Annotated in this window: 26 protein-coding genes; 7 read left to right on the forward strand and 19 right to left on the reverse strand. The window is 68.7% G+C overall.

Going from position 1 to position 24,027, the window contains the following annotated elements; translation table 11 throughout:
• Positions 1–333 precede the first annotated feature (333 nt).
• From CI089_RS00005 to CI089_RS00045, 9 genes are all read right to left on the reverse strand, one after another.
• Positions 334–1,113: an ABC transporter ATP-binding protein gene (locus CI089_RS00005; RefSeq protein ID WP_094259716.1), complete on the reverse strand. Its 780-nt coding sequence runs from the start codon at positions 1,111–1,113 to the stop codon at positions 334–336.
• On the reverse strand, positions 1,110–1,925 hold the full coding sequence (locus tag CI089_RS00010) for an ATP-binding cassette domain-containing protein (RefSeq protein WP_094259717.1): 816 nt from the start codon (positions 1,923–1,925) through the stop codon (positions 1,110–1,112). Before CI089_RS00010 ends, CI089_RS00005 begins: the two co-directional genes overlap by 4 nt.
• Positions 1,922–2,797: an ABC transporter permease gene (locus tag CI089_RS00015; protein WP_094259718.1), complete on the reverse strand. Its 876-nt coding sequence runs from the start codon at positions 2,795–2,797 to the stop codon at positions 1,922–1,924. The genes CI089_RS00010 and CI089_RS00015 overlap by 4 nt, the downstream gene beginning before the upstream one ends.
• Positions 2,794–3,780, reverse strand: a complete 987-nt coding sequence (locus CI089_RS00020) for an ABC transporter permease (RefSeq protein WP_306426963.1) — start codon at positions 3,778–3,780, stop codon at positions 2,794–2,796. Before CI089_RS00020 ends, CI089_RS00015 begins: the two co-directional genes overlap by 4 nt.
• Entirely contained in the window at positions 3,777–5,291 is a 1,515-nt protein-coding gene (locus tag CI089_RS00025; RefSeq protein ID WP_256977311.1) for an ABC transporter substrate-binding protein, read from the reverse strand. Before CI089_RS00025 ends, CI089_RS00020 begins: the two co-directional genes overlap by 4 nt.
• A 79-nt stretch (positions 5,292–5,370) precedes the next feature.
• On the reverse strand, positions 5,371–6,135 hold the full coding sequence (locus CI089_RS00030; protein ID WP_094259720.1) for a DUF1684 domain-containing protein: 765 nt from the start codon (positions 6,133–6,135) through the stop codon (positions 5,371–5,373).
• A gap of 57 nt (positions 6,136–6,192) precedes the next feature.
• The gene (locus tag CI089_RS00035; RefSeq protein WP_094259721.1) at positions 6,193–6,603 is read right to left on the reverse strand and encodes a DoxX family protein; all 411 of its coding nucleotides are present in this window, start codon (positions 6,601–6,603) and stop codon (positions 6,193–6,195) included.
• A 9-nt stretch (positions 6,604–6,612) separates the two neighbouring features.
• Positions 6,613–7,074, reverse strand: coding sequence for a DUF3817 domain-containing protein (locus CI089_RS00040; RefSeq protein WP_094259722.1), 462 nt, complete (start codon positions 7,072–7,074; stop codon positions 6,613–6,615).
• 22 nt (positions 7,075–7,096) lie between these two features.
• Complete coding sequence (locus tag CI089_RS00045) at positions 7,097–7,522, reverse strand: MarR family winged helix-turn-helix transcriptional regulator (protein ID WP_094261162.1); 426 nt, start codon at positions 7,520–7,522, stop codon at positions 7,097–7,099.
• Positions 7,523–7,891: 369 nt separating this feature from the next.
• Between CI089_RS00045 and CI089_RS00050 the strand changes: the two genes are divergently transcribed.
• On the forward strand, positions 7,892–8,320 hold the full coding sequence (locus CI089_RS00050) for a MarR family winged helix-turn-helix transcriptional regulator (protein WP_094259723.1): 429 nt from the start codon (positions 7,892–7,894) through the stop codon (positions 8,318–8,320).
• A gap of 32 nt (positions 8,321–8,352) precedes the next feature.
• On the forward strand, positions 8,353–9,672 hold the full coding sequence (locus CI089_RS00055) for an MFS transporter (protein WP_373441580.1): 1,320 nt from the start codon (positions 8,353–8,355) through the stop codon (positions 9,670–9,672).
• 87 nt (positions 9,673–9,759) lie between these two features.
• Here the strand turns inward: CI089_RS00055 and CI089_RS00060 are convergent, their stop codons facing one another.
• The 7 genes from CI089_RS00060 to nrdH all read right to left on the reverse strand — a co-directional run bounded on the left by CI089_RS00060 (position 9,760) and on the right by nrdH (position 16,776).
• Positions 9,760–10,677: a nuclease-related domain-containing protein gene (locus CI089_RS00060; RefSeq protein WP_094259725.1), complete on the reverse strand. Its 918-nt coding sequence runs from the start codon at positions 10,675–10,677 to the stop codon at positions 9,760–9,762.
• A 167-nt stretch (positions 10,678–10,844) separates the two neighbouring features.
• Positions 10,845–12,014, reverse strand: coding sequence for an RtcB family protein (locus CI089_RS00065; protein ID WP_094259726.1), 1,170 nt, complete (start codon positions 12,012–12,014; stop codon positions 10,845–10,847).
• 237 nt (positions 12,015–12,251) lie between these two features.
• Positions 12,252–12,782, reverse strand: coding sequence for an HIT family protein (locus tag CI089_RS00070; RefSeq protein ID WP_094259727.1), 531 nt, complete (start codon positions 12,780–12,782; stop codon positions 12,252–12,254).
• A gap of 156 nt (positions 12,783–12,938) precedes the next feature.
• A complete protein-coding gene (gene nrdF / locus CI089_RS00075; protein ID WP_094259728.1) occupies positions 12,939–13,916 on the reverse strand; it encodes a class 1b ribonucleoside-diphosphate reductase subunit beta in 978 nt (325 codons plus the stop codon).
• 35 nt (positions 13,917–13,951) lie between these two features.
• Entirely contained in the window at positions 13,952–16,120 is a 2,169-nt protein-coding gene (nrdE, locus tag CI089_RS00080; protein WP_094259729.1) for a class 1b ribonucleoside-diphosphate reductase subunit alpha, read from the reverse strand.
• Positions 16,090–16,539 (reverse strand): class Ib ribonucleoside-diphosphate reductase assembly flavoprotein NrdI, encoded by a 450-nt coding sequence (nrdI, locus tag CI089_RS00085; RefSeq protein WP_023954602.1) that lies wholly within the window; start codon positions 16,537–16,539, stop codon positions 16,090–16,092. Before nrdI ends, nrdE begins: the two co-directional genes overlap by 31 nt.
• 3 nt (positions 16,540–16,542) lie before the next feature.
• A complete protein-coding gene (gene nrdH / locus CI089_RS00090; RefSeq protein ID WP_023954603.1) occupies positions 16,543–16,776 on the reverse strand; it encodes a glutaredoxin-like protein NrdH in 234 nt (77 codons plus the stop codon).
• 383 nt (positions 16,777–17,159) lie between these two features.
• Here nrdH and CI089_RS00095 point away from each other — a divergent pair, with 383 nt between their 5' ends.
• Positions 17,160–18,365 (forward strand): MFS transporter, encoded by a 1,206-nt coding sequence (locus tag CI089_RS00095; RefSeq protein WP_094259730.1) that lies wholly within the window; start codon positions 17,160–17,162, stop codon positions 18,363–18,365.
• A 24-nt stretch (positions 18,366–18,389) separates the two neighbouring features.
• On the opposite strand, the gene CI089_RS00100 is transcribed toward CI089_RS00095, so the two are convergent.
• Positions 18,390–18,797: a pilus assembly protein CpaE gene (locus CI089_RS00100; protein WP_094259731.1), complete on the reverse strand. Its 408-nt coding sequence runs from the start codon at positions 18,795–18,797 to the stop codon at positions 18,390–18,392.
• Positions 18,798–18,877: 80 nt separating this feature from the next.
• Here CI089_RS00100 and CI089_RS00105 point away from each other — a divergent pair, with 80 nt between their 5' ends.
• Positions 18,878–20,047, forward strand: coding sequence for an acyl-CoA dehydrogenase family protein (locus tag CI089_RS00105; protein WP_094259732.1), 1,170 nt, complete (start codon positions 18,878–18,880; stop codon positions 20,045–20,047).
• Positions 20,048–20,154: 107 nt separating this feature from the next.
• On the opposite strand, the gene CI089_RS00110 is transcribed toward CI089_RS00105, so the two are convergent.
• The gene (locus CI089_RS00110) at positions 20,155–20,427 is read right to left on the reverse strand and encodes a metal-sensitive transcriptional regulator (protein ID WP_023954607.1); all 273 of its coding nucleotides are present in this window, start codon (positions 20,425–20,427) and stop codon (positions 20,155–20,157) included.
• Between the two features lie 59 nt (positions 20,428–20,486).
• On the opposite strand from CI089_RS00110, the gene CI089_RS00115 reads away from it, so the two are divergent.
• Both CI089_RS00115 and CI089_RS00120 read left to right on the forward strand, forming a co-directional pair.
• Positions 20,487–21,767, forward strand: a complete 1,281-nt coding sequence (locus CI089_RS00115) for a DUF445 domain-containing protein (protein WP_094259733.1) — start codon at positions 20,487–20,489, stop codon at positions 21,765–21,767.
• 4 nt (positions 21,768–21,771) lie between these two features.
• A complete protein-coding gene (locus tag CI089_RS00120) occupies positions 21,772–22,245 on the forward strand; it encodes a SixA phosphatase family protein (RefSeq protein WP_094259734.1) in 474 nt (157 codons plus the stop codon).
• Positions 22,246–22,266: 21 nt separating this feature from the next.
• On the opposite strand, the gene CI089_RS00125 is transcribed toward CI089_RS00120, so the two are convergent.
• Positions 22,267–22,743 carry a YbaK/EbsC family protein gene (locus tag CI089_RS00125; protein ID WP_094259735.1) on the reverse strand — a complete coding sequence of 159 codons (477 nt, stop codon included), beginning with the start codon at positions 22,741–22,743 and terminating at the stop codon, positions 22,267–22,269.
• A gap of 94 nt (positions 22,744–22,837) precedes the next feature.
• Here CI089_RS00125 and CI089_RS00130 point away from each other — a divergent pair, with 94 nt between their 5' ends.
• Positions 22,838–23,908 (forward strand): Glu/Leu/Phe/Val dehydrogenase family protein, encoded by a 1,071-nt coding sequence (locus tag CI089_RS00130; RefSeq protein WP_094259736.1) that lies wholly within the window; start codon positions 22,838–22,840, stop codon positions 23,906–23,908.
• The last annotated feature ends 119 nt before the right edge of the window (positions 23,909–24,027 follow it).

Below are 24,027 nucleotides of genomic sequence, written 5' to 3' on the forward strand. Positions count from 1 at the left end.
GCACGCTGTTGAGTTCTCAAGGATCGGACGCTCCCCCAACTGACCTCACAGCCAGCCCAGAGGGCAACTTCACAACCATACCCCACCGACGAACCGTTCAGAACCAGAATCGGAGACCGACTCGGTTCTGTGGTGTGGTGGGGACCCTGTGGCAGGTCTTGGACCTGCGACGCTCGGAAGCGTCTGTTTCGGGTTGTTCTCCGCTTGAGGGAGGCGGGACCTTCCGGCCCTCTCGCTCTTCCCTGTGGGGCGAACAAGTAATAAGTTACGCGGCTCCCGGCATCCTGGCAAAGCGGCGCGACATCCCGGGCGTGTCGCGGCCACCGTTCCCCGTCAAACCGCGGGAAGCCGGGGCACGGCGGCCACGAGCTGCGCGGTGTACTCGTCGCGGGGCGACGTGAGCAGCCGGGCTGTCGGCCCCTCCTCGACGACGCGACCGGCACGGAGCACCGTCATCCGCTCGCACAGTGCCGACACGATCGTCAGGTCGTGCGAGACCAGCAGCATCCCGATCCCCTGCTCCGATGCGAGCCGCTGGAACAGCTCGATGACGTGCATGCGCACCGATGTGTCGAGAGCACTCACCGGCTCGTCCGCCAGAAGCAGTCGGGGACGCGGGGCGAGGGCGCGGGCGATCGCGATGCGCTGGCGCTGCCCGCCCGAGAACGCGTCCGGGTAGCGCGACGCGGCATCCACGTCGAGGTCGACGGCCGTGAGCAGCTCGGCGACCCGCGCGTCGATCCGGCGCCGGTCGCGGGTGACACCGAGGGACCGCAGCGGTTCGGCGATCGACTGCCCCACCGTCATCCGCGGGTCGAGCGACGAGAACGGATCCTGGTAGACCGGCTGCACCGCCCGGCGCAGCGAGCGCATCTGCGCACGGTCGCCTGCGCGCAGCGGCGCGCCCTCGAAGAGCGCGCGACCGGATGTCGGTGTCGCCAGGCCCAGCAGCAGGCGCAGAACCGACGTCTTCCCCGCGCCCGACTCCCCCACGAGCCCGACCGTCTCGCCGGGCGCGAGCGAGAGCGAGACATCGTGGAGCACGGCCGCTCCGCGACCGTAGGCGAAATCGACGTGCTCGAGCGCGAGCGTCGCGTGAGCGTCGGCCGTCATCGGGTTCCCTTCGCCGGCAGGAAGTCATCGAGCGCACGCGAGGCGGCGACCAGCTGCGCCGTGTACTCGTGCCGGGGCGACCGCAGCAGCTGCGCCGTGTCGCCGAGCTCGACCTGACGCCCGTCACGCATGACGAGGACGCGGTCGGCGATCTGCGAGACGACCGGCAGGTCGTGGCTGATGAACAGCAGGGTCATCCCCCGCTCGGTCACCTCGCGCTGAAGCAGATCGAGGATGCCGGCCTGCACGGTGACGTCGAGCGCGGTCGTCGGCTCATCGGCGATGAGGATGCTCGGTCCGGCCGCCAGCGCGAGGGCGATCGCGACGCGCTGCCGCTGGCCCCCGGAGATCTCGTGGATGAACGACCGCGCGATGCGCTCCGGGTCGGGCAACTGCACGTCTGCGAGCGCGTCGAGCACGCCGCGCCGGAGCGCGTCTCCGGCCAGCCCGCGGTGCTTCGCGAGCGGCCAGGCCAGCTGCCTGCCCACGCGCATGAGCGGATCGAGCGAGGCCAGCGGCTCTTGGAAGACCGCCGAGATCGTCCGTCCGCGCACCCGATCGAGTCGGCGCGACGGGGTTCCGACGACCTCGACCTCACCCTCGGCGGTCGCGATCGTCGCCGATCCGAACGGCGTCAGCGGGTACGCCAGCAGACCGAGCATCGCGAGGGCGGTCAGCGACTTGCCCGAGCCCGACTCTCCGATGATGCCCAGGCGTTCGCCGGGTTCGAGCGTCACGTCGACGCCGTGCACGAGCGTGCGGTCGTCACCGATCCGCACGCCGAGAGCGGCTGCGGTCAGCGCGGCGGTCATCCGATGCTCCTCGTGGTCGGATCGGCGATGTCACGCAGGCCGTCGGCCAGCAGGTTCGCACCGATGATGAAGGCGACCAGCAGGACGCCGGGGAGAATGGCCGCGGTCGGTGCGACGAGCACCGTGCTCTGCGCCTCCTCCAGCATCCGGCCCCACGAGGCGTTCGGCGGCGGCGAGCCGAGCCCGAGGTACGACAGCGACGCCTCCGCGCCGACCGCTCCGCCGAACTGCAGCGCGAGCGGCACGATGAGGGTCGGCCAGACGTTCCGCAGCACGTGTCGGAACACGATCCCGAGCCTGCCCGTGCCGGACGTCCGCGCAGCGGTGACGTAATCCATCGCGAGGACGCGCGTCGCGGCGATGCGGGTGAGTCGGGCGATCACCGCCGAGCCGGCGAGGCCGATCGCGAGGATCGCCGAGTCGACCGATGCCCCGCGCCAGGCGACGATCAGCATCGCCAGCAGCAGGGTCGGGAAGGCGATGGCGATGTCGAGCAAGCTCGTGAGGGCGTCATCAACCCATCGGCGGGCCACCGCCGCGAGGAGACCGAGCCCGATGCCGACGATCGCCGCGATCAGCACCGACCCGAACCCGACGGTGAGGGCCAGTCGCGCTCCGATCATGAGCTGCGTGAACAGGTCACGGCCGAGGCGGTCGGTTCCGGCCCAGTGCTCCGCGGACGGCGGTTGCAGCCGGCCGCCGCTGGTGTCGTCGAAGGTGAACGGGGTCCACACCAGCGAGATCAGGCCGATCACCGCGATGGCGCCGAACAGGATGCCGCCGACGGCGAGGTTCACCGAGCGTCGGCGGCGCGGCCGCGTGGGCCTCGTCATCGAGACGGTGCCGGTGTCGGGAAGGGTCGTCGCTGTCATGCCGCCGCCCTCGCTCTGCGGTTGCCCGAGATCGTGTCGCGCAGTCGCGGGTCGATGATGCGCTGCACGATGTCGGCCGCGAAACCGAGCAGCAGCACGAGGGCGGTCGAGAAGAGCAGCACCCCCTGGACGCTCGGGAAGTCCTGCTCCTTGATGCCGACCAGCAGCATGTCGCCGAGACCGGGGAGCGCGAAGACCCGCTCGATGATGACGGCGCCGACGAAGGTCGTCGACAGCTGGATCGCGAGGATCGAGATCAACGGCACGACGGCGTTGCGCACGCCGTGACGCCGGATCGCCGTGGCGAAGCTCTGCCCCGTGGCCCGAGCCGCGCGCAGATACTGCTGGCCGAGCACGTCGAGCGTCGCGCTGCGGACGTACCGCGCGAGATCGCTGCCCGCCACGAGCGCGATCGTGAGCACCGGGAGCGTGAGCGAGACGAGCGCGGCGCCGGGGTCCTCCCAGTCGCGGCGCGGGAAGCCGCCCGCCGGCAGCAATCGCCAGTTCAGCGCGAACACCGCGACGAGCAGGATGCCGACCCAGAAGACGGGGATCGCGCCGCCGAGCTGCGACACGGCCGAGAAGGCGGTCCCGTACCAGGTGCGCGCCTTCCAGGCCGCGATGAACCCCACCGGCACCGCGATCAGCACCGACAGCGTGAACGCGATGAGGGTCAGGGGCAGCGTGACGTTCAGCCGCCGCAGGATCTCGTCGCCGACGGGAAGGTTGTTCGTGAACGATCGCCCCAGGTCGAAGCTCGCGAGCTGGCCGAGATAGGCCACGAACTGCTCCGGGATCGGCCGGTCGACGCCGAGCCTCGCGGCAGCGGCCGCGATCTCGGCATCCGTCGCGCCCACCGAGATGAGAGCGAAAACCGGGTTGCCGAGAACGCGCAGCACGACGAACAGGATCACCACCGCCAGCGCGAACGCCAGCAGCAGCAATCCTGTCCGTCGAATCAGATACCGGGTGATGGAGATCAGGCCTTCGTGATGTCGGAGACGTAGAACAGCGAGTTCAGTCCATTCTTGGGCACGCCCGACACGCCCTCGGCCGCGATGCGCAGCTGCGGGTTGAGGTAGAGCCAGACGCTGGCTGCGTCGTCCGAGATCTGCTGGTTCGCCTTCTTGATCAGTTCGGTCTGCTCATCGACGGATGCCGCGGCCTCCGACTCGGCGAGCCACGTCTGCACGTCGGCGTTGTCATAGCCCCAGTAGAAGTCGGGGTTGCCGTAGAAGTTGATGTCGCGGTCGTTGACGTGGCCCTGCAGCGTCGCCTCGAAGTTCTTCTCGGTGTAGACCTTCTGGTACCACTCGTCGTCGGTGATGATGTTGATGTTCAGCGTGATGCCGACCTTCGCCAGCTCCGACTTGAGGAACTCCGCGACCGTCGAGTGGACGCCCGAGTCGGGGGTGTCGACCGTGAAGCTGAAGCCTCCGGACTGACCGGCCTCGGCGAGCAGCTTCTCCGACAGGGCCGGGTCGTAGGGGTTGTTGTCGGCGAGGTCGATGTACCAGGGCTCGGAGGGCGGCACCATCGATCCGATGAGCTCGCCGCGGCCGTCCCAGATCGCATCGAGCAGCTTCTCGCGGTCGATCGCGGAGTAGATCGCCTTGCGCACGCGCGCGTCGTTGAAGGGAGCGATCCGGTCGTTGAACGCCAGCAGCTCCTTCGTCGTCGAGGTGCCCTCGATGACCTGGAAGCCGGCGGCCTCGAACTCCGCGATGCTGTCGGGGTTCGACTGGCTCGTGACGAGGTCGACCGCACCGGTCGTCAGGGCGTTGTTCAAGGCCGTCGGGTCGGCGTAGTACTGGTAGACGACGCCGCCGTTCTTCGGCGCGTCACCCCAGTAGGCGTCGTTCACGTCGAGGGTGATGGAGTCGCCCTTGCGGTAGTCGCCGAGCTCGTAGGGTCCGGTGCCGTCGGCGGTGGCCGTCAGGTCGCCGGCATCCTCGTTGACGATCCAGACGTAGCCGAGGTTGTAGGTGAAGCTGATCGAGGGCTGCGAGAGGGTCACCTCGACGGTCTTGTCGTCGACCGCCGTGACGGTGTCGATGACGCTCAGCTGGCGCTTGCGCGCCGCGATCGACTCGTCGCCGACGAACCGCTCGAGGCTGTACTTCACGTCGTCGGCCGTCAGCTCCTTGCCGGAGTGGAAGGTGGCGTCCTCGAGGGTGAACGTGTAGACGAGCCCGTCTGCCGACACACTCGTCTCCGCGGCCAGCAACGGCTCGACCTGGGCGTCGTCGGTGATACGGAACAGGCCCTCGTAGACGTTGCCGGTGAAGACCTCGGTGACGCCCGACGAGCCGCCGAAGATCTGGTCGAGGTTGGTCGGCTCGTTCTGCGATCCGACGACGATCTCGGCGTCCGGGTCGCTCGCGCCGGCCGAACCGGCCGGGTCGGCGGAACCGGAGCATCCGGCCAGGACGAGAAGACCGGCCGTCGTTGCCGCAGTGGCGGCGACGATCCGGGAGAAGCCGCGTGAAGTCACGGGTGTTCCTTTGCTGTGTGGAGGGGGCGGCGGAGCGAGGTGCGGGCGCTCCGCCGTTTCGGGTGTTGCAGGAAGGAGATCAGAGCGAGAAGTCGCCGGCGAACCGGACCTTCTTCTCACCGGCGCGAACCGGGAAGGGCAGACGGTTCTGCAGCGGCGGCAGGGGGCAGTTCATCTGGTTCGAGAAGCCGCACGGCGGGACGACGGCCCGGTTGAAGTCGACCGTGACCGGCGTGCTGTCACCGGGGGCCAGGTCGCCGGTCGCGCCCGGGTGGTCGAGGAAGAGGAACCGGCCGGCACCGTAGGACTCGGCGCCGTTGGTCTGGTCGCCGAAGACGAGGTGCAGCTTCGGACCGCCGTAGTTGGTGTCGAAAGCGGCGAGTCGGTACTCGGTGCCGTCGATCTCGAAGACCAGGTCGCCCGAGACCGGGAGGCCGCGCGTCGCGCCGCCGTCCTTGATGTGCTCGAAGGGGACCACCCGGTCTCCATCGACGAGCTCGAAGCGGCCCTCGATCACCCAGGCCGGGTCGTACTCCCAGCGCTCGATGTCTTCGAACGCCTCGTTGGCGGGCGAGTCCTGCCGCCAGATGCGGTAGCCCTCCTGGGGAAGACCGGTCTCGATGTCGGTTCGCTGCAGACGGGTGAGCAGAGCGTCGACCGGATGCCCGGCGCGCGCGGTCTCGTCATCGACGGCGGGCTCGCCCGGAGCCGACCAGTGCGTGAGCACGAGGGCGAGGGATCCCTGCGGAGCCGCGACCGACTCCCGGCGGAAAGCCGCCCAGGCTCGGTAGTCGGACTCGGCCGAGGAGACGGATGCTGCTGCGGATGCGGATGTGCTCACCATGACAGGCAACCAAACGCGGGGCCGCCACGAGAAATTCCGTGTCCGCGTATTGCGTCGTCAGCGCGACGACGCCGACGAGTCTCGCGCGGGCCCGCCCGCCCACAACGCCCACGCGACGAGCACGGGCTGAAGGAAGAGGCGGCCGAAGCGCCGCGCATCGGTGTCGAGTCCGGGAGCCGGCGCACCGGTGCGCCACTGGTGGATATTGCCCGGGAGCACCGCGACGAAGAAGGCGGCGATCGCGGTGGCGATGCGACGGCGCTCGCGCGGCAGCGCGACGAGCCCGGCGCCGAGCATGACCTCGACCGCGCCGCTGGCGACGACGATCATGTCCTTGTCGGTGCGGAGCATCCGCGTCGCCCAGTCCGGGACCGCGATGCGATAGCCGCGCCGGAGGACGGTCAGATGTGCCGCTCCCGCCGCGATCAGCAGAGCGGCGAGGGCGAGGCGGGCAACGGTGCGCGGCATCCGATCACGTTACGCCCGTCCGGGCGGTCCGATCACCAGCAGGACGACGTACGCGGCGATGATGCCGACCGCGAGGATCACGGCGAGCACCGCGGGACGGCGGACGAACCACCGCAGGAAACGGTCGAGCGCCCGCCGATCGCGCGGGTCGTCGGTCGCCTCGGTGCGCCACTCCCCCTCGAGAAGGCCGCGCCGGCGCAGCACGATCTCGGTCGGCACGGTCGCGTAGGGGACCACGGCGGCGGCGACGGCGCAGACCGTCGGGACGAGCGACCACCGGTTGTTCCAGGCCACGAGCACCGCGGTCGCGCCGTAGCAGAGGAACACGAAGCCGTGGATGCCGCCGCCGATCGTCACGGCGACCGGCAGGTCCAGCGCTGCGCGCAGGATGAGGCCGAAGATCAGCAGCGTCCACGAGATGGCCTCGGCGATCGCGAGCGAACGGAATGCGGTCAACGGGGTTCGGAACACCCCCGAACCCTATCCAGCCGACTTAGACGATTCCTGCGCGGATGCCGTCCATCGAGGCCGCCAGGCCCGGCATGTTGTCGCTCAGCGTGGCATCGAGCTCGAGCAGCCGCTGGTGAGCCTGCTCCATGACCGCGATGCCCTTGGGCGTGATCCGCAGGTCGGATGCCGAGCCGGCGTGAGCCGTCGCATCGGCGACGAGCCCCTCGTCGACGAGGGTGCGCACCGCGGTGTGCGCGGACTGCACCGTGATGTGCGATCGGCGGGCGAGCTCGGAGAACGAGATGCCGGGCTCCGAGCCGATGTGCCCGAGCAGGCCGAACTTGCGGGTGGAGAGGCCGAGGTCGCGCAGCGCTGCAGAGAGCCGGCCTTCCCACGACGCCGAAACGGCGATGAGCGCGATGACCGGGCTGAAGCGCGGTTCGCGCGTGAGGGCAGGAGTTTCCGACACGGTCACGATTGTAGGAGGCGAGGGGTCGCTCGTGCGGGTGATCGCCGAGAGAAACGCTGTGTCGCGCGCCTAACGCGCCGAACGCCGTTCGTCAAGGACCGCGCGCCGACGCGAGCGGATGTTCATGATGAGTTCCACGGAAGAAGCGGGGAGGTCACCATGATCACGAACGAAGAGCAGAACGAGCAACACACCGACATCCGCGGCGAGAAGCCGTTCGGTCAATGGCTCGGGCTGATCAACGGCGGCCGCTGACGCCACGCGAACGCCCCCGGCATCCTCTCTCGCGAGGAGGATGCCGGGGGCTTCGTCATTCTCGGGAGCTCGACCTTTTACATAGCCAGACTATGCAGGTTGTATAGTGAAGCTATGCAGTTGCCCGACTCCCCCATCCGCCTGATGTCGGCGTCGAGCCGGTTCAACCGAGCTGTGGCCCGCCGGGTCGAGACGGCCGCCGCCGCGGGAACCTGGCGTGCGCTCGCCGCCCTCGACGAGCTCGGCCCCACCCGGGTCAGCGACCTCGCCGAGTGGCAGCGCGTGAGCCAGCCCACCATGACGACGCTGGTGCGTCGGATGGAATCGGAAGGGCTCGTCGAGCGCGCAGCCGACCCCGAGGACGGCCGGGCCTCACTCGTGTCGATCACCGACGAGGGGCGGCGCCAGTTCGAGGCGTTCCGCTCGCAGGCGCTCGAGGTGGCCGGGCCCGCCTGGTCGCGGCTCAGCGACGCCGACCGGGCGGCTCTCGCACGCGCGGCCGAGGTTCTCGCCGCGCTGCTCGAAGAGCCGGAACTGCGATGACTCCGACAGGCCCCCACGAAAGGACGGTGCGCGTGACGAGCGCGACGAACACAGAACGGTCCGCGACCGGCGATCAGACGAAGGCGACAGCCGAGACCGCGAAGGCGTCGATCTGGCGACAGCCCGTCGCGGTATGGGCGATCGCCTTCGCCTGCACGGTGTCGTTCATGGGCATCGGCCTGGTCGATCCGATCCTCCCCGCGATCAGCCGCGAGCTGGATGCGACGCCGTCCGAGACGATGCTCCTGTTCACCAGCTACCTCTTCATCACCGGCATCGTGATGCTCTTCGCCAGCTGGGTCTCGTCCAGACTCGGCGTCAAGAAGACCCTGCTGCTCGGGCTCGCCCTCATCGTGGTGTTCGCTGCGGCCGCGGGGCTCTCCGGCGCAGTCGTCGAGATCATCGGATTCCGCGCCGGCTGGGGAATCGGCAACGCGCTCTTCATCGCGACGGCGCTGGCCGCCATCGTCGGAGCCGCGAGCGGCGGAAGCCGCCAGGCGATCGTGCTGTACGAGGCATCCCTCGGCATCGGCCTCGCGGTCGGACCGCTCCTCGGCGGCGCGCTCGGCGAGCTGTCGTGGCGCGGCCCCTTCTTCGGGACCGCCGCGCTCATGGCCATCGCGCTGCTCGCGATCCTCGTCGTGTTCCGCTCCCCCGCGCCCGCGGCCGGCACCGCCGCCCCCGCGAAGGTGTCGCTTCTGGCGTCCTTCCGTGCGCTGCGCAACCCGGCCCTGCTGACCCTGTCGCTGACCGCGTTCTTCTACAACGTCGCGTTCTTCGTGCTGCTGGCGTACAGCCCGTACCCCATCGAGTCCGCCGCGGCGCAGGCCGGGATGACGTTCGGAGCCCACGAGCTGGGTCTCGTCTTCTTCGGCTGGGGACTCGCCGTCGCGCTCACCTCGGTGCTCGTGGCGCCGGTGCTGACCCGCCGGCTGGGCCTGCGCCCCGTGCTCTTCACGATGCTCGGGCTGCTGGCCGTCGCCGAAGCCGTGCTCGCGATCGGCATCGACAGCGCCACCGTGCTCATCGTCACCGTCATCGTCGCCGGCCTGTTCCTCGGCGTGCTCAACACGGCGTTGACCGAGGCCGTCATGGAGGCCACCGACCTGCCCCGGAACGTCGCGAGCGGCACTTACTCGGGCGTGCGCTTCATCGGTGGCGCGATCGCCCCCGCCGTGGCCGGCCCCCTCGCCGCCGCGATCACCCCGAGCGCCCCGTACTGGCTCGGTGTCGCCGCGCTCATCGTCGCGATCTCGATCCTCGCCGCCGCCGGCCGTACGCTGCGCCACCTCGGCCGCCCGCACGAGACCGCGATCGCCGAGGCCGCCGACATCGGCCAGGGCGACGCCTGACCGCTTCCGGAGGACATCTGCACGTCGGAGGGCGGACTCCTGGAATCCACCCTCCGACGTGCTTTTCTCCTCCGAAAGGGATGCGGTTCAGTCGCCGACGCGTTCGACGTGAGCTCCGAGTGACTCGAAGTAGGCACGGAGCTGTTCGAGCTGTGCCACCGTCAGCGCGGTGGGTGGCTGCTGCCGGACCTCGGCGAGCATGCGCACGAGCCCCTTTGACCCGCTGAGGACTCTCGTCGTCACGCCGCTGGAGCTCCGACTCACCGGTTTCGCGTGGACGGACGCATCGCCGTGCGAGTAGAGCACCGCGGTGGTGAAGAACGGGGCCTCGCCGCATCGCGCCCTGAGGTGTTCGGCCAGGCGTCTCGCCTGACGGCGGACCTGCACGGCCGGGGAATCAGCGCCGACGTGCCGCAGGACTTCCCACGCAGACTCTGAGAGAGGCCGGATCTGCAGCGCGAAAGGCGCCTCGAGCTTTTCCTCGTCGAGCATCGCCCGGAACGCCGGGATCACGCTACTCGGTCGGACATCGTCGAAGACCAGGCCCTGCCAGTACTTGTTCTCGATGAGGATCGCGGCCTGCCGCGTCAAGAGGACGTGGTCGATCTGGGCGAAGAAGGTGTTCCGAGTGTCGTCAGGCACGAAGACGACATTCGTGACGAGCACGCCCGACAGACCGACATCAGCGCAGGCCGCCGCGATCAGACGCTTCGAGACCGCGTCCGTTCCGAGGACACGCGCCATCTGCTCACGCGCTCGGCCCGATTCGCCCACGGCTCGATCACGCTCGTCGATCACGGCCTGCACCGCAGCTTCGTGTTCGTTCCGCAATTGGTTCACCGCCGCCGCATGAGACGCGGTGACCTCCGCCAGATGCTGCTCGCTCGCCGCGCGCTCGGCCGCGGTGCGCACGCGAGTCGACCGAGCGCGATACCTCCACACCAGAACGACGACGACCAGAGCGAGCGCGAGGAGCGCCGCGATGGATGCCAGAACCTCGACCATCCATCGAGCCAACCATCTGCCGCTGACACAGAGCAAAAATCGGGGCGATCTCCGAGGGGTGTGCGCGGACTACCCGTATGCGCTCGTCCCGTCGTAGGTGCTGTCGGCGACCGATAAGGGAGGGGCGGATGCCGCAGAATCCGCCCCTCCTTCCGTCACGGCGAGGGTCAGTCGCCCTTCACGTTGACCAGCTGACGCAGCGTGTGCCGCACCTCGACGAGGTCGGCGGCATCCTCCATGACGCGATCGATCGGCTTGTAGGCCTGCGGGATCTCGTCGATGAAGGCATCCGTGTCGCGGAACTCGATCCCCGCCATCGCCTCACGCAGCTGGTCGTGCGTGAAGGTCCGGCGCGCGGCCGACCGCGAGTACTCCCGACCCGCGCCGTGCGGCGACGAGTTGAGCGAGAGCGGGTTGCCGAGTCCCGAGACGACGTACGACGCCGTGCCCATGGATCCCGGGATGAGGCCGGGCCGGCCGGCATCCGCCTGGATCGCGCCCTTGCGCGACACCCACACCTGCTTGCCGAAGTGCTTCTCGCTCTCGGTGAAGTTGTGGTGGCAGTTGATGCGCTCGAGCTCGTCGACATCGGCGCCCATCGTCTCGGACAGCTGACGGGCGACGCGGTCCATCATCTCCTCGCGGTTCAGGAGCGCGAAGTGCTGCGCCCACCGGAGCTCGCGGATGTAGCGCCGGAACTCCTCCGTGCCCTCGACGAGGTACGCGAGGTCGGGGTCGGGCAGGTCGATCCACCACTGCTTCGCGAGCCGCTGCGCGACCCCGATGTGATGCGTCGCAATCTTGTTGCCCACTCCCCGCGAACCGGAGTGCAGGAACATCCACACCGCGTCGGTCTCGTCGACCGACACCTCGATGAAGTGGTTGCCCGAGCCGAGCGACCCGAGCTGGTTGCGCCAGTGCCCGGCGTAGCGGGCGGGGTCGAACTCGTTCTTCTCGGCGAGCTCCTCCAGCTCGCCGATGCGCGGCTCAGCCGTCGCGACGATCTTGCGGTTGTCGCGACCGGCCGACAGCGGAATCGCCCGCTCGATCTGCTCGCGTAGCGCCCCCAGGTCGCGGCCGAGTAGCTGCGACTTCGTGAACTGCGTGCGGACGGCGATCATGCCGCATCCGATGTCGACGCCGACGGCGGCCGGCATGATCGCCCCGAGCGTCGGGATGACCGACCCGACGGTCGCCCCCTTGCCGAGGTGCGCATCGGGCATGAGCGCCAGATGCGGGTGGATGAACGGCATGCCAGACGCGGTGCGAGCCTGATCGAGGGTCTTCTCGTCGATGATGCTCGCCCACGACAGCAGCCTGTTCGAGAGCTTCTCCATGGTTCCTTTCCTTGTGATGACGGTCCGGGAACGGGCGCATGGAGAGGAACACACGAACGCCCCGGACCTGTGCGGTGCGGGGCGTACTGACAGTGGCGGTGTCAGACGTCTCGCACCGGAGGGTACGACTCATTGCGGAGCTGGAACTGGTCCAGGTCCGCTGCGATCAGGCGCTCGGTGCGCATGGTCATGTCGTTCCTCCGGTGATGCCGTGCGGATGCGCGCGGCCCCGCAACACTACGGGCCCGGGCGGTGGGGCGTCAATGGCGGCGCCTGGTCGGCCATGTCGTGACCTGACTCCTCGGCCACCAGGAGCATGAGCTCTGTCGCGATGCGCTCGCGCAATCCCGCCGGCTCGGACCCGAGCGCCGTCTCCGGGTCGCTCCACCGCGTGGGCTCGTAGAGCCACACGGGACGTGTCACCATCGCTGCGGGTTCCCACTCGTACCGGGGCCAGATGTGCGCGTGCACGAACGCATCCGTGTTCCCCAGCACCTCGATGTTCACGCGTCGAAACTGCGGATCGCTGGACCTGCAGGCGCGTTCCACGGCCGTGGCCAGCAGGTCGGCATCCGCAAGGAACTGCACGCGCTCAGCGCGCGGCATCTCGGCGAGGGCCTTCACCGAGGGGTCCTTGCCCAGCAGCACGCAGCATCCCGGGAGGAACTGCACGTCGCCCATCACCGCGAACCCTGCGGCGAGCTCAACGAGGACGGTCGGGTTCTCCCCACGATGCGCCGCTCCGATGCGGTCTTCACGCCAGTCCACGAGCCAACGATACTCATGCGCCCGCGGGCCTCGCGGGCATGAGGAGCAGCTCGCGCTCCTCGGCGTTGAACGACGAAAGGCCCCCGGTTGATCACCCGGAGGGGCGATCGGTCGGGGGCCTCATCGTCACGCGAAACTCGCGTGCCTACGCGGGAATCAGAAGTCCCAGTCCTCGTCTTCGGTGGCCTCGGCCTTGCCGATGACGTACGACGAGCCCGACCCCGAGAAGAAGTCGTGGTTTTCGTCGGCGTTCGGCGACAGCGCCGAGAGGATCGCCGGGTTCACGTTGGTGACCGTGGCGGGGAACATCGCCTCGAAGCCGAGGTTCATCAGCGCCTTGTTGGCGTTGTAGTGCAGGAACTTCTTGACGTCCTCGGTCAGGCCGACGGCGTCGTAGAGGTCCTGCGTGTACTGCACCTCGTTGTCGTAGAGCTCGTAGAGCAGCGAGAACGTGTAGTCCTTGATCTCGTCGCGCTCAGCCTGCGTGAGCTGCTCGTAGCCCTTCTGGAACTTGTAGCCGATGTAGTAGCCGTGCACGGCCTCGTCACGGATGATGAGGCGGATGATGTCGGCGGTGTTCGTCAGCTTCGCCTTCGCCGACCAGTGCAGCGGCAGGTAGAACCCCGAGTAGAAGAGGAACGACTCGAGCAGGGTCGAGGCGACCTTGCGCTTGAGCGGCTCGTCGCCACGGTAGTAGTCCATGACGATCGAGGCCTTCTTCTGAAGGTTCGGATTCTCGACCGACCAGCGGAACGCGTCGTCGATCTCGGGCGTCGAGGCGAGCGTCGAGAAGATCGACGAGTAGCTCTTCGCGTGCACCGACTCCATGAACGCGATGTTCGTGTAGACGGCCTCCTCGTGGGGGGTGATCGCATCGGGGATGAGCGAGACGGCGCCGACGGTGCCCTGGATCGTGTCGAGGAGCGTCAGCCCCGTGAACACGCGCATCGTGAGCGTCTGCTCGTCAGGCGTCAGCGTGTTCCACGACTGGATGTCGTTCGACAGCGGCACCTTCTCGGGCAGCCAGAAGTTGTTCACCAGACGGTTCCAGACCTCGAGGTCCTTGTCGTCCTGGATGCGGTTCCAGTTGATCGCCTGCACGTGGTCGACGAGCTTGAGCGGTTCGGGAGTCATGTCGCTTCAGTTCCTGGTTCGGGTTCCGGCATCCGTCACAGCATGCAGCTGACGCACTCGGACATGTCGGTGCCCTCGAGCGCCATCTGCCGCAGGCGGATGTAGTAGATCGTCTTGATGCCCTTGCGCCAGGCGTAGATCTGGGCCTTGTTGATGTCGCGCGTGGTCGCGGTGTCCTTGAAGAACAGCGTGAGCGACAGACCCTGGTCGACGTGCTGGGTCGCGGCGGCGTAGGTGTCGATGACCTTCTCGTAGCCGATCTCGTACGCGTCCTCGTAGTACTCGAGGTTGTCGTTCGTCATGAACGGCGCCGGGTAGTAGACGCGGCCGAGCTTGCCTTCCTTGCGGATCTCGATCTTCGACGCGATCGGGTGGATCGACGACGTCGAGTTGTTGATGTACGAGATCGAGCCGGTCGGGGGCACCGCCTGCAGGTTCTGGTTGTAGATGCCGTGCTGCTGGATGGATGCCTTCAGCTCGCGCCAGTCGTCCTGCGTGGGGATGTGGATGCCGTCGAACAGACCCTTCACCTTGTCGGTCTGGGGCACCCACTCCTGCTCGATGTACTTGTCGAAGAACTCGCCCGACGCGTAGGTCGAGTCGGGGAAGCCCTCGAAGTACGTGCCGCGCTCGATCGCGATCTTGTTCGAGGCCCGCAGCGCGTGGAACAGCACCGTGTAGAAGTAGATGTTCGTGAAGTCCAGGCCCTCTTCGGAGCCGTAGTGGACGTGCTCGCGCGCCAGGTAGCCGTGCAGGTTCATCTGACCGAGACCGATCGCGTGCGAACGGTCGTTGCCGTCCTCGATCGAGCGGACCGAGGCGATGTGACTCTGGTCACTGACCGCGGTGAGGGCGCGGATGCTGGTCTCGACGGTCTGGGCGAGGTCCTTGCCGTCCATCGCGAGGGCGATGTTCATCGACCCGAGGTTGCAGGAGATGTCCTTGCCGATCTGGGCGTACGAGAGGTCTTCGTTGTACGTCGTCGGGGTGTTGACCTGGAGGATCTCCGAGCACAGGTTCGACATGTTGATCCGGCCCTTGATCGGGTTGGCCTTGTTCACCGTGTCCTCGAACATGATGTACGGGTAGCCCGACTCGAACTGGATCTCGGCGAGGGTCTGGAAGAACTCGCGCGCGTTGATCTTCGTCTTCTTGATGCGCGCGTCGTCGACCATCTCGCGGTACTTCTCGGTCACCGAGATGTCGCCGAACGGAACGCCGTAGACCTTCTCGACGTCGTAGGGCGAGAACAGGTACATGTCCTCGCCGTTCTTGGCGAGCTCGAAGGTGATGTCGGGGATGACGACACCCAGCGACAGCGTCTTGATGCGGATCTTCTCGTCGGCGTTCTCGCGCTTGGTGTCGAGGAACTTGAGGATGTCGGGGTGGTGCGCCGAGAGGTACACCGCACCGGCTCCCTGACGCGCGCCGAGCTGGTTGGCGTAGCTGAAGCTGTCTTCGAGCAGCTTCATGACGGGGATGATGCCCGACGACTGGTTCTCGATCTGCTTGATCGGAGCACCGGCCTCGCGGATGTTCGACAGCAGCAGGGCCACGCCGCCGCCGCGCTTCGAGAGCTGCAGGGCGGAGTTGATGCCGCGGGCGATCGACTCCATGTTGTCTTCGATGCGGAGCAGGAAGCACGACACGAGCTCGCCGCGCTGCGCCTTGCCGGTGTTGAGGAACGTCGGGGTGGCGGGCTGGAAACGACCCGAGATGATCTCGTCGACGAGCTGCATCGCGAGGTTCTCGTCGCCGTCGGCGAGGCCGAGGGCGGTCATCACGACGCGGTCCTCGAAGCGCTCGAGGTAGCGCTTGCCGTCGAAGGTCTTCAGCGTGTAGCTCGTGTAGTACTTGAACGCGCCGAGGAAGGTCTCGAAGCGGAACTTCTTGCCGTAGGCGAAGTCGTTGAGCTTCTGGATGAACTCGAGCGAGTACTTCTCGATGACCTTGGGCTCGTAGTACTCCTTCTCGACGAGGTAGTCGAGACGCTCCTTGAGGGAGTGGAAGAAGACCGTGTTCTGGTTGACGTGCTGGAGGAAGTACTCCCGCGCGGCGCGCTTGTCGGCGTCGAACTGGATCTTGCCGTCCGCACCGTAGAGGTTGAGCATCGCGTTGAGGGCATGGTAGTCGAGCCCGTCGAAGCGCGCGTCGACCTTGAAGCCGTTATCGGTCAAGGCTGTTTCCAGTGCTGATTCCACCATCGTTCCAATCCTGCGCTCACGCGCTCGACGTCTTCGGGCGTGCCGAACAGTTCCACCTTGTCCAAGTGCGGCACGGAGCACTTGCGGCTGATGATGTCGCCGGCGAGGCAGTACGACTCGCCGAAATTCGTGTTGCCGGTGGAGATGACTCCACGGAGCAGGGTGCGGTTGCGCACATCGTTCAGGAAGCGAACGACCTGCTTGGGCACCGCACCCTTCTCCTCACCGCGCCCCTGTCCCCCGCCGTAGGTGGGAGTGACGAGCACGAAGGGCTCGGTCATGACGAGGGGCGTCGGTGAGGAGTGAAGGGGGATGCGGAGCGCCGGCAGTCCGAGCTTGTCGATGAATCGCGCGGTGTTGCCGGAGACGCTCGAGAAGTACACGAGCAGAGGCGCCCGCGTCGCGACCGCCGTGCTCATGGCTCAGGCGAAGCGAGCGGCCAGCTCGTCGATCTTGTCGGGACGGAAGCCCGACCAGTGGTCCTCGTCGGTGATGACGACGGGGGCCTGCAGGTAGCCGAGCGACTTGACGCGCTCGAGTGCCGCCGGGTCCTCGGAGAGGTCGAGGACGTCGTATTCGATGCCCTTGGAGTCCAGCGCACGGTACGTCGCGTTGCACTGCACGCAGGAGGGCTTGGTGTAGACCGTGATCGCCATGTCGAGTGTGGTTTCCCTTCGCTTCTTACGCATCTCCGGCTGAGAACCTGCCGGAGCCTCAATACTACATATGGGTGCCGACATCGGGGGGCACCACAAGGGGTAGTAGTTACAAGTCTGTAGTTTTGCACCGCTCTCCCCAGGTACAACACATCTTCTCCACCGTTTCATCCACAGATCGCGAGATCGGTCGAAGCCCGGTTCGACGCGTGATTCCGCGCTTCCGCGAGGTGCTCGCGGAGTCTGTCCACAGGTCGGACGGTAGACCGGCCCACCGACATCCGTTTCGGACGGATCTGGTCGCTCCGGCGTGTCGCGGGCGTGTCGCGGCGACGCTCGCCCGGACGTCGCCGAGGAGCCCCGGGAATCGCTACCGTTGAGGGGTGGCGGGATACGGAGAACTGCTGCGCACACCGGGTGTCGCGCGCATCATCGCCGCACAGTTGACCGCGCGCTTTCCGAGCGGGATGACGAGCCTCGCCATCCTGCTCCACATCGAGCACGTGACCGGGTCCTACGGGTCCGCCGGTCTGGTCCTGGCGGCGACCTCAGTCGGACAGGCGATCGCGGGCCCGGTGACGAGCCGATGGATGGGTGTCTGGGGCATGCGGCGCGTGCTGACGCTGACGCTCGCCGTCTGCGCGGCGGCGATCGGCCTGCTGGCGGTGCTCGATGCTCCACTGTGGGTCTACATGGCGCTCGGCCTGATCGCGGGTCTGTCGACCCCGCCCGTGCAGTCGGCCGTGCGCACCATCTACCCGAAGATGGTCACCTCACGCCAGCTCACACCGCTCTTCTCGCTCGACGCGTCGCTGCAGGAGATCATCTGGATCATCGCGCCGGTGCTCATCACCTTCGTGGCGCTGCAGGCCGGCACCGTGCCGGGACTCCTGCTCATCGTCGTCATCCTCATCGGCGGGGGCGCGTGGTTCATCTCCTCCCCCGAGCTCGGACGCGTCCGCATCCCGCGCAGCCGGCGCAGCCTGGGCCGTGTGCTGCTGAAGCCGCCGGTCATGCTCGCGACCGCGACCGGCTTCCTCCTCATCGGCGCGTGCTCCGCGGTCGAAGCGGGCGTCGTCGCATCCTTCGGTCACGGCGGACTCGAGTCCGGCATCGTGCTCGCGGTGTTCGCCGTCGGCAGCCTGGCGGGCGGCCTGTCGTTCGGCCACATCCCGATCGGGCGCTGGGCCATGGCTCGCCGCTTCCTCATCGTCACCGTCGGACTGGCGGCGACCATCTTCTCGCTCAACGCCTGGTGGCTCGGCGGCTCGCTGCTCGTCGCGGGCATCGGCATCGCGCCGGCGCTGGCGGTCATGTTCGCCATCACCTCCGCGAGCGTGAAGTTCAGCGAGACAGCGGAGGCCTACGGCTGGATCGGCACCGGGCAGCTCATCGGCGCGGCCGCGGGTTCGGCCATCGCGGGATTCCTCATCGACGGTGTCGGTCCGCAGGGCGCATATGTGGCCGCGACCCTGTTCGCGCTCGCGGGCCTGATCGTCGCCGCGACCTGCGTGCAGTGGTTCCCCGATCTGAGGGGACGGGATTCGTCGCCGATCCCCGACACCGAGCCCGTCCACACGATCACGTGAGGCGGGCTGCGCGGAGCCGGTCGCTCAGTCGTTGACGCGCTGCAGCATCGCGAGCACTGCGGCGGCGTAGGCGTCTTCGGGCTGGGGATGCTCGAACGCCAGCTCCTCGCCGGCGAACTCGATCTCCACACGGTGGGTGTCGGCGAGCCGGCGCAGGCTGCGGAAGCCGCCGCGGAGCATCTCGCGCAGCTGGTCCTCGCGAGGAAGCCACAGCGCCTCGTCGAGCGCGACGGAGTCGAGCGCCCATTCGGTCGTGCCGTTGAACGCGAGGATCGTGCCGGTCGGATACCGCCGCGGTTCGATCGTCATCTCGCTGACGGTGAAGATGTCGGCCTCGAACTCCGGCTCGTTCAACTGGAAACGGTCTCCGGATGCCGGGTGCCAGACGAGCCCGGCCTCGCGCAGGGCGAGCGCGGCGTCGGTCGAGATCATGCCCCCATCCTGCCCCAGGACATCGGGTGCACGGCGGGCCCCGTCGGACACGCGACCTGCTGAGGAGGGTCGGGAGCAGAATGGATGCTGTGAGCGACTTCGACCCGGCCCGACACCTGCCCGACGACCTCCTCGACCGGATCCGCGGGCGTGCGGCGGGCGTCGATGCGGACAACGTCTTCCCCGAAGACGACCTCGCCGAGCTGCGGGACGCGGGCTACCTCGGCATCCTCGTTCCGGAAGAGCTCGGCGGCGCGGGCTTGTCGCTCGCGCAGGCATCCGTTCTGCAGCAGCGGCTCGCCGGCGCCGCGCCCGCGACAGCCCTCGCGATCAACATGCACCTCGTGTGGACCGGCGTCGCCAAGGTGCTGTCCGACCGCGGTGACGACGCTCTGCGCTTCGTGCAGGAGGGCGCCGCTGCGGGCGAGGTGTTCGCGTTCGGGATCAGCGAGGCGGGCAACGACCTCGTCCTGTTCGGCAGCGACACCGTGGCCGAGCCGCAGTCCGACGGCGGGTACGCCTTCACGGGCACGAAGATCTTCACCTCGCTCGCGCCGGTGTGGGACCACCTCGGGCTTCACGGCCTCGACACCACGAGCGAGGACGCGCCGAAGATGGTGTTCGCCTTCGTCGACCGGACCGATGCCGTGCGCACGCGCGATGATTGGGACACCGTCGGCATGCGCGGAACCCAGTCGCGCACCACGGAACTGCACGGCGCCCTCGCATCGCCCGACCGCGTCGTCCGCCGGCTCTCCCCCGGCCCGAACCCGGATCCGCTCGTGTTCGGGATCTTCTCGGTCTTCGAGCTGCTGCTCGCATCGGTGTACACCGGCATCGCCCGGCGTGCCCTCGACCTCGCCGTCGTGGCCGCGCAGTCGCGCACGTCGAAGAAGACGGGACTCGCGTACAGCCAGGATCCCGACATCCGATGGCGCATCGCCGACATGGCGCTGACGTACGACGGGATGCTGCCGCAGCTCGAGGCGATCGCGCGCGACATCGATGAGCGGGCCGATCACGGTGGCCTGTGGTTCGCGAAGCTCAGCGGCCTGAAGCACCGCGCCGTCACCGCGGCGAAGGCCGTCGTCGACGAGGCGATGCTCGTGGCGGGCGGGTCATCGTACTTCTCCCGCTCTGAGCTCGCCCGCCTCTACCGCGACGTCCTGGCGGGGATGTTCCACCCCTCCGACCCGGAGTCCGCCCACAGCACCGTCGCCGCCGCCTGGCTCGGCCCCCTGACCCCCTGACCCGCCGCCCGCGCCGGCGCCCGTGCCGGTCGACTCGCCAAGGAGTGCGGATGCCGGGGCCACCGGATCCGCACTTCCTGGCGACTCGACGGGAGGGAAGGATGCCGTCAGCGGGTTTCGAGGTCGTAGGCCTTGAGCAGCTCGGCGACGGCCTGCTCGCGGTCGGCGCCGCCGTTCTCGAACATGTGCGTCACGTGCGTGCGGAGGTGGTTCTCGATGAGGAGCTTGTCGAGCGACGCGAGGGCCTTCTGGATGGCCCGTGACTGGGCGATGATATCCATGCAGTAGTCCTCGTTCTCGATCATCCGGGCCAGCCCACGGACCTGTCCTTCGAGGATGCTCGTGCGGCGCAGGGCTCGCTTCTGGATGTCGTCGATCACGCGGTCAGGATACGCCGTGACCGGCCCCGCCCGGCGAACCGCCGTGGGAGGATGACCGGATGGCACGCACGCCGACCTCCCTGCTCTCCCCCGCCGACCAGGCTCGACGCCAGGGCCTGCGGCGGATGAAGGCCGTCGCCCTCGGTGCGCTGATCTTCATGGCGATCGTCTTCGCGATCTCGTTCCCCCTCCAGCAGACCGTCCCCGCATTCGGATATGTCCGCGCCGCGGCGGAGGGCGGCATGGTCGGAGCCCTCGCCGACTGGTTCGCGGTCACCGCGCTGTTCCGGCATCCGCTCGGCCTTCCCATCCCGCACACCGCGATCATCCCCCGGCGCAAGGACGAGATCGGCCGCACTCTCGGCGAGTTCGTCGAGACCAACTTCCTCGAAGCCGGGGTCATCCGCGGCAAGCTCGAGTCGATGGGCATCGCGACGCGGCTCGGCGCGTGGCTGCGGCGCCCCGAGAATGCCGAGCGCGTGTCGGCTGAGGCGTCGGCCGCGGCATCCGGCATCCTGACCGCGCTGAGCGACGACGAGGTGCAGGACCTCCTCGAAGACCTGGCGCGCGAGCACCTGCTGGCGCCCTCGTGGGGACCGTCGATCGGCGGGTGGCTCGAGCGCGTCGTCGGCGCCGGCGCCCACCACGGAGCGGTCGACCTCGCGATCGACAACATCGAGACCTGGCTCGTCGCCAACCGCTCGGTGTTCACCGGGCTCGTCTCCCGCCGCCTGCCGTCGTGGCTGCCGTCGGTGGCGACACGGCTCGTCGACGACACGGTCTACCGCGAGGCGCTGGCGTTCGTCGCAGCCGTGCGCAGCGATCCCGAGCACCCGGCACGGAAGGCGATCGACGGCTACCTCGCTCGTCTCGCCGGCGATCTGCAGGGCGAGACCGACACGGCGGCACGGCTCGAGGCGGCCAAGGCGGCGGTCTTCGACAGTCCCCGCGTCCGCGCCCTGGCCGCCGAGGCGTGGGGCACGGCGAAGGCCGGTCTCGTCCGTTCGCTCGGCGACGCCGAGAGCCCGCTCCGTCGCCGCATCGCCGCTGCGCTCACTGAGGTCGGCGAACGTCTGTCGACCGATCCGGCACTGCAGCAGCGCATCGACGCGCGGGTCATCGACGCCGCCGCGACGCTCGTGGCCCGCCATCGCGCCGACATCGCCTCGGTGATCACCGAGACGGTCGAGCGCTGGGATGCCCAGGAGACGACCGAGAAGATCGAGCTCATGGTCGGCCGCGACCTGCAGTACATCCGGCTCAACGGCACGATCGTGGGATCGCTCGCCGGACTCGTCATCTTCACGATCGCCCACGCGGTCTTCGGCGCGGGAGGATGATTCCATGACGACGCTCATCCTCGTGCGACATGCCAAGAGCGACTGGGGCTCCCCCGCCCTCGACGATCACGACCGTCCACTGAACGACCGCGGCATGCGCGACGCCCCCGCGATGGCCGAGCGTCTGGCAGGAACCGGTGTGACCGTCGAGCGCATCCTCGCATCGACGGCGCTTCGCGCCCGCACGACGGCCGCAGCCTTCGGCACCGCGCTCGGGCTCGAGCCGGACCTGCGCGACGAGCTCTACGGCGCCTCGGCGCGCGTGATCCTCGACGCGGCGAGCGGCAGCGGTGCTCGGTCGGTGCTCGTGGTCGCGCACGACCCGGGGATGACGGTGCTCGCCGAGCGCCTGTCGAGCGGGGGCATCGGAGGGATGCCGACGTGCGCGGTCGCCACCTTCACGTGGCGGACCGATGACTGGGATGTCGCGACCGCGACCGATCCCGACGAGTGGAGCTTCGACAGCCCGAAGGGCTGACCCCGGGCCACCGGCTCCGGCTCAGACGACGGCGACGACCGTGCCGCCGGTCAGACGCACCAGGTCGTCGAAGGTCAGCGGAAAAACGGTGTGCGGTGTGCCGCCGGCCGCCCAGATCTCGTCGTACTGCGCGAGGTCTTCGTCGATGAGGGTCGTGAGAGGCGCGGGGTGCCCCGTCGGCGCGACCCCGCCGATCGCCTGGCCCGTCGCGGCACGCACCTGTTCGACGCTCGCGCGCGTGATCGAGCTGCGGCCCGTGCGCTCGGCCAGGGCGGCGGTGTCGACGCGGTGCGCGCCGCTGGTCATGACCAGCAGCGGCTCACCGTCCGACCAGAAGACCAGGCTGTTGGCGATCGCACCCACCTCGACGCCGAGCGCGGCTGCGGCGAGGGCGGCCGTGGATGCGGCATCCGGCAGCACGACGATGTCGCCGGGGATGCCGGCGGCGCGCAGGGACTCGTGGACGATACGGCTTCGCGACGGCAGATCGGTGGTCACGCTGACACTCTAGAAGAGGCACAATGGCCTGGGTGCCGCAACGCCGCGGCACGGAGAGCATGAGCCCACAAGGCTCCGCCGAAAGAGGATCGCGATGACCCACGCCCTGCCCCTGCCCGATTTCACGCACGAGCGCGTGGAGGTGATCACGGGGCGGCGGAGCGGCCTCTTCATCGCCGCCGCGCTGCACTCCTCGGTGCTCGGCCCTGCCCTCGGCGGCGCCCGGGTCTGGACCTACCCGCACTGGAGCGACGCCCTCGGCGACGCCCTGCGCCTGTCGGCGGCGATGACGCTGAAGAACGCGGCAGCGGGTCTGGATGCCGGTGGCGGCAAGGCCGTGATCGGGCTGCCCCCGGGGACCGTGCTCGATGCCGAGCGGCGGCGCGCGGCGTTCCTCGACCTCGGTGACGCCGTCGAGTCCCTGGGCGGTCTGTACCGCACGGCGGAGGATGTCGGCTCGACCACCGACGACATGCTCACCGTCAGCGAGCGCACGGCGCACGTCGTGGGGCTCCCCGACCGCGTGGGCGGCTCGGGCGAGCCCGCGGGCCCCACGAGCATCGGCGTGCACGCGTCGCTGCTCGCGACGCTCGAGCGCGCGACCGGTTCTCGCGAGGTCACCGGACGCCGGGTCACGATCGCCGGGCTCGGACAGGTGGGCAGCCGGCTGGCCGTGCAGCTCGCCGCCGAGGGCGCGGAGCTCACCGTGACCGATGTGAACCCGGCCAAGCGCGAGCTCGCGACGAGCCTGGGCGCCACGTGGATCGAGCCGGCGGAGGCTCATCTCGCCTCGGCCGACGTGTTCGTGCCCGCCGGCATCGGCGGCGTGCTGACCTACGAGGTGATCGACGCCCTCGATGCGCGGGCGGTGTGCGGACCGGCGAACAACCCGCTGGCGCACCGCTCCGGCGCTGACCGTCTGGCCGCCCGCGGCATCCTGTACGCCCCCGACTTCGTCGTGAACGCGGGCGGCGTCATCTACCTCGACCTTGCCGCGAAGCAGCGCGACCGCAGCGAGATCGCGACGCGCGTCGAGGGCATCGGCGATGTCCTGCGGCGCGTCTTCGACGAGGCCGACGCGCGCGGTGTCACACCGCTCGCCGCCGCGGAGTCGCTGGCCGCCGAACGCCTCGCCGCCGGAGCCGCCCGCGACGCCCTGGTCTGACCCCGGACGGGTTCACGGGCCGCTTCCGCGCGAACGCGGATGCAAGGGATCGTGGCCGACACGCCGGCGGAACGACATCCGCACCGGCGCGCTGCGCCCGATCCCTTGCATCCCGGAAC

Origin of the sequence: Microbacterium sp. Yaish 1 (genome assembly GCF_002245215.1) — a bacterium.
In the GTDB taxonomy this organism is placed as follows: domain Bacteria; phylum Actinomycetota; class Actinomycetes; order Actinomycetales; family Microbacteriaceae; genus Microbacterium.

What these genes read in the sequence shown, in the direction of transcription:
- CI089_RS00005 (WP_094259716.1), bottom strand. Translation starts at nt 1,113, where the DNA reads ATGACGGCCGACGCTCACGCGACGCTCGCGCTCGAGCACGTCGATTTC.
- CI089_RS00010 (WP_094259717.1), bottom strand. Translation starts at nt 1,925, where the DNA reads ATGACCGCCGCGCTGACCGCAGCCGCTCTCGGCGTGCGGATCGGTGAC.
- CI089_RS00015 (WP_094259718.1), bottom strand. Translation starts at nt 2,797, where the DNA reads ATGACAGCGACGACCCTTCCCGACACCGGCACCGTCTCGATGACGAGG.
- CI089_RS00030 (WP_094259720.1), bottom strand. Translation starts at nt 6,135, where the DNA reads ATGGTGAGCACATCCGCATCCGCAGCAGCATCCGTCTCCTCGGCCGAG.
- CI089_RS00035 (WP_094259721.1), bottom strand. Translation starts at nt 6,603, where the DNA reads ATGCCGCGCACCGTTGCCCGCCTCGCCCTCGCCGCTCTGCTGATCGCG.
- CI089_RS00050 (WP_094259723.1), top strand. Translation starts at nt 7,892, where the DNA reads ATGCAGTTGCCCGACTCCCCCATCCGCCTGATGTCGGCGTCGAGCCGG.
- CI089_RS00060 (WP_094259725.1), bottom strand. Translation starts at nt 10,677, where the DNA reads ATGGTCGAGGTTCTGGCATCCATCGCGGCGCTCCTCGCGCTCGCTCTG.
- CI089_RS00065 (WP_094259726.1), bottom strand. Translation starts at nt 12,014, where the DNA reads ATGGAGAAGCTCTCGAACAGGCTGCTGTCGTGGGCGAGCATCATCGAC.
- nrdF (WP_094259728.1), bottom strand. Translation starts at nt 13,916, where the DNA reads ATGACTCCCGAACCGCTCAAGCTCGTCGACCACGTGCAGGCGATCAAC.
- nrdE (WP_094259729.1), bottom strand. Translation starts at nt 16,120, where the DNA reads ATGGTGGAATCAGCACTGGAAACAGCCTTGACCGATAACGGCTTCAAG.
- nrdI (WP_023954602.1), bottom strand. Translation starts at nt 16,539, where the DNA reads ATGAGCACGGCGGTCGCGACGCGGGCGCCTCTGCTCGTGTACTTCTCG.
- nrdH (WP_023954603.1), bottom strand. Translation starts at nt 16,776, where the DNA reads ATGGCGATCACGGTCTACACCAAGCCCTCCTGCGTGCAGTGCAACGCG.
- CI089_RS00100 (WP_094259731.1), bottom strand. Translation starts at nt 18,797, where the DNA reads ATGATCTCGACCGACGCCGCGCTCGCCCTGCGCGAGGCCGGGCTCGTC.
- CI089_RS00105 (WP_094259732.1), top strand. Translation starts at nt 18,878, where the DNA reads ATGGATGCTGTGAGCGACTTCGACCCGGCCCGACACCTGCCCGACGAC.
- CI089_RS00115 (WP_094259733.1), top strand. Translation starts at nt 20,487, where the DNA reads ATGGCACGCACGCCGACCTCCCTGCTCTCCCCCGCCGACCAGGCTCGA.
- CI089_RS00120 (WP_094259734.1), top strand. Translation starts at nt 21,772, where the DNA reads ATGACGACGCTCATCCTCGTGCGACATGCCAAGAGCGACTGGGGCTCC.
- CI089_RS00130 (WP_094259736.1), top strand. Translation starts at nt 22,838, where the DNA reads ATGACCCACGCCCTGCCCCTGCCCGATTTCACGCACGAGCGCGTGGAG.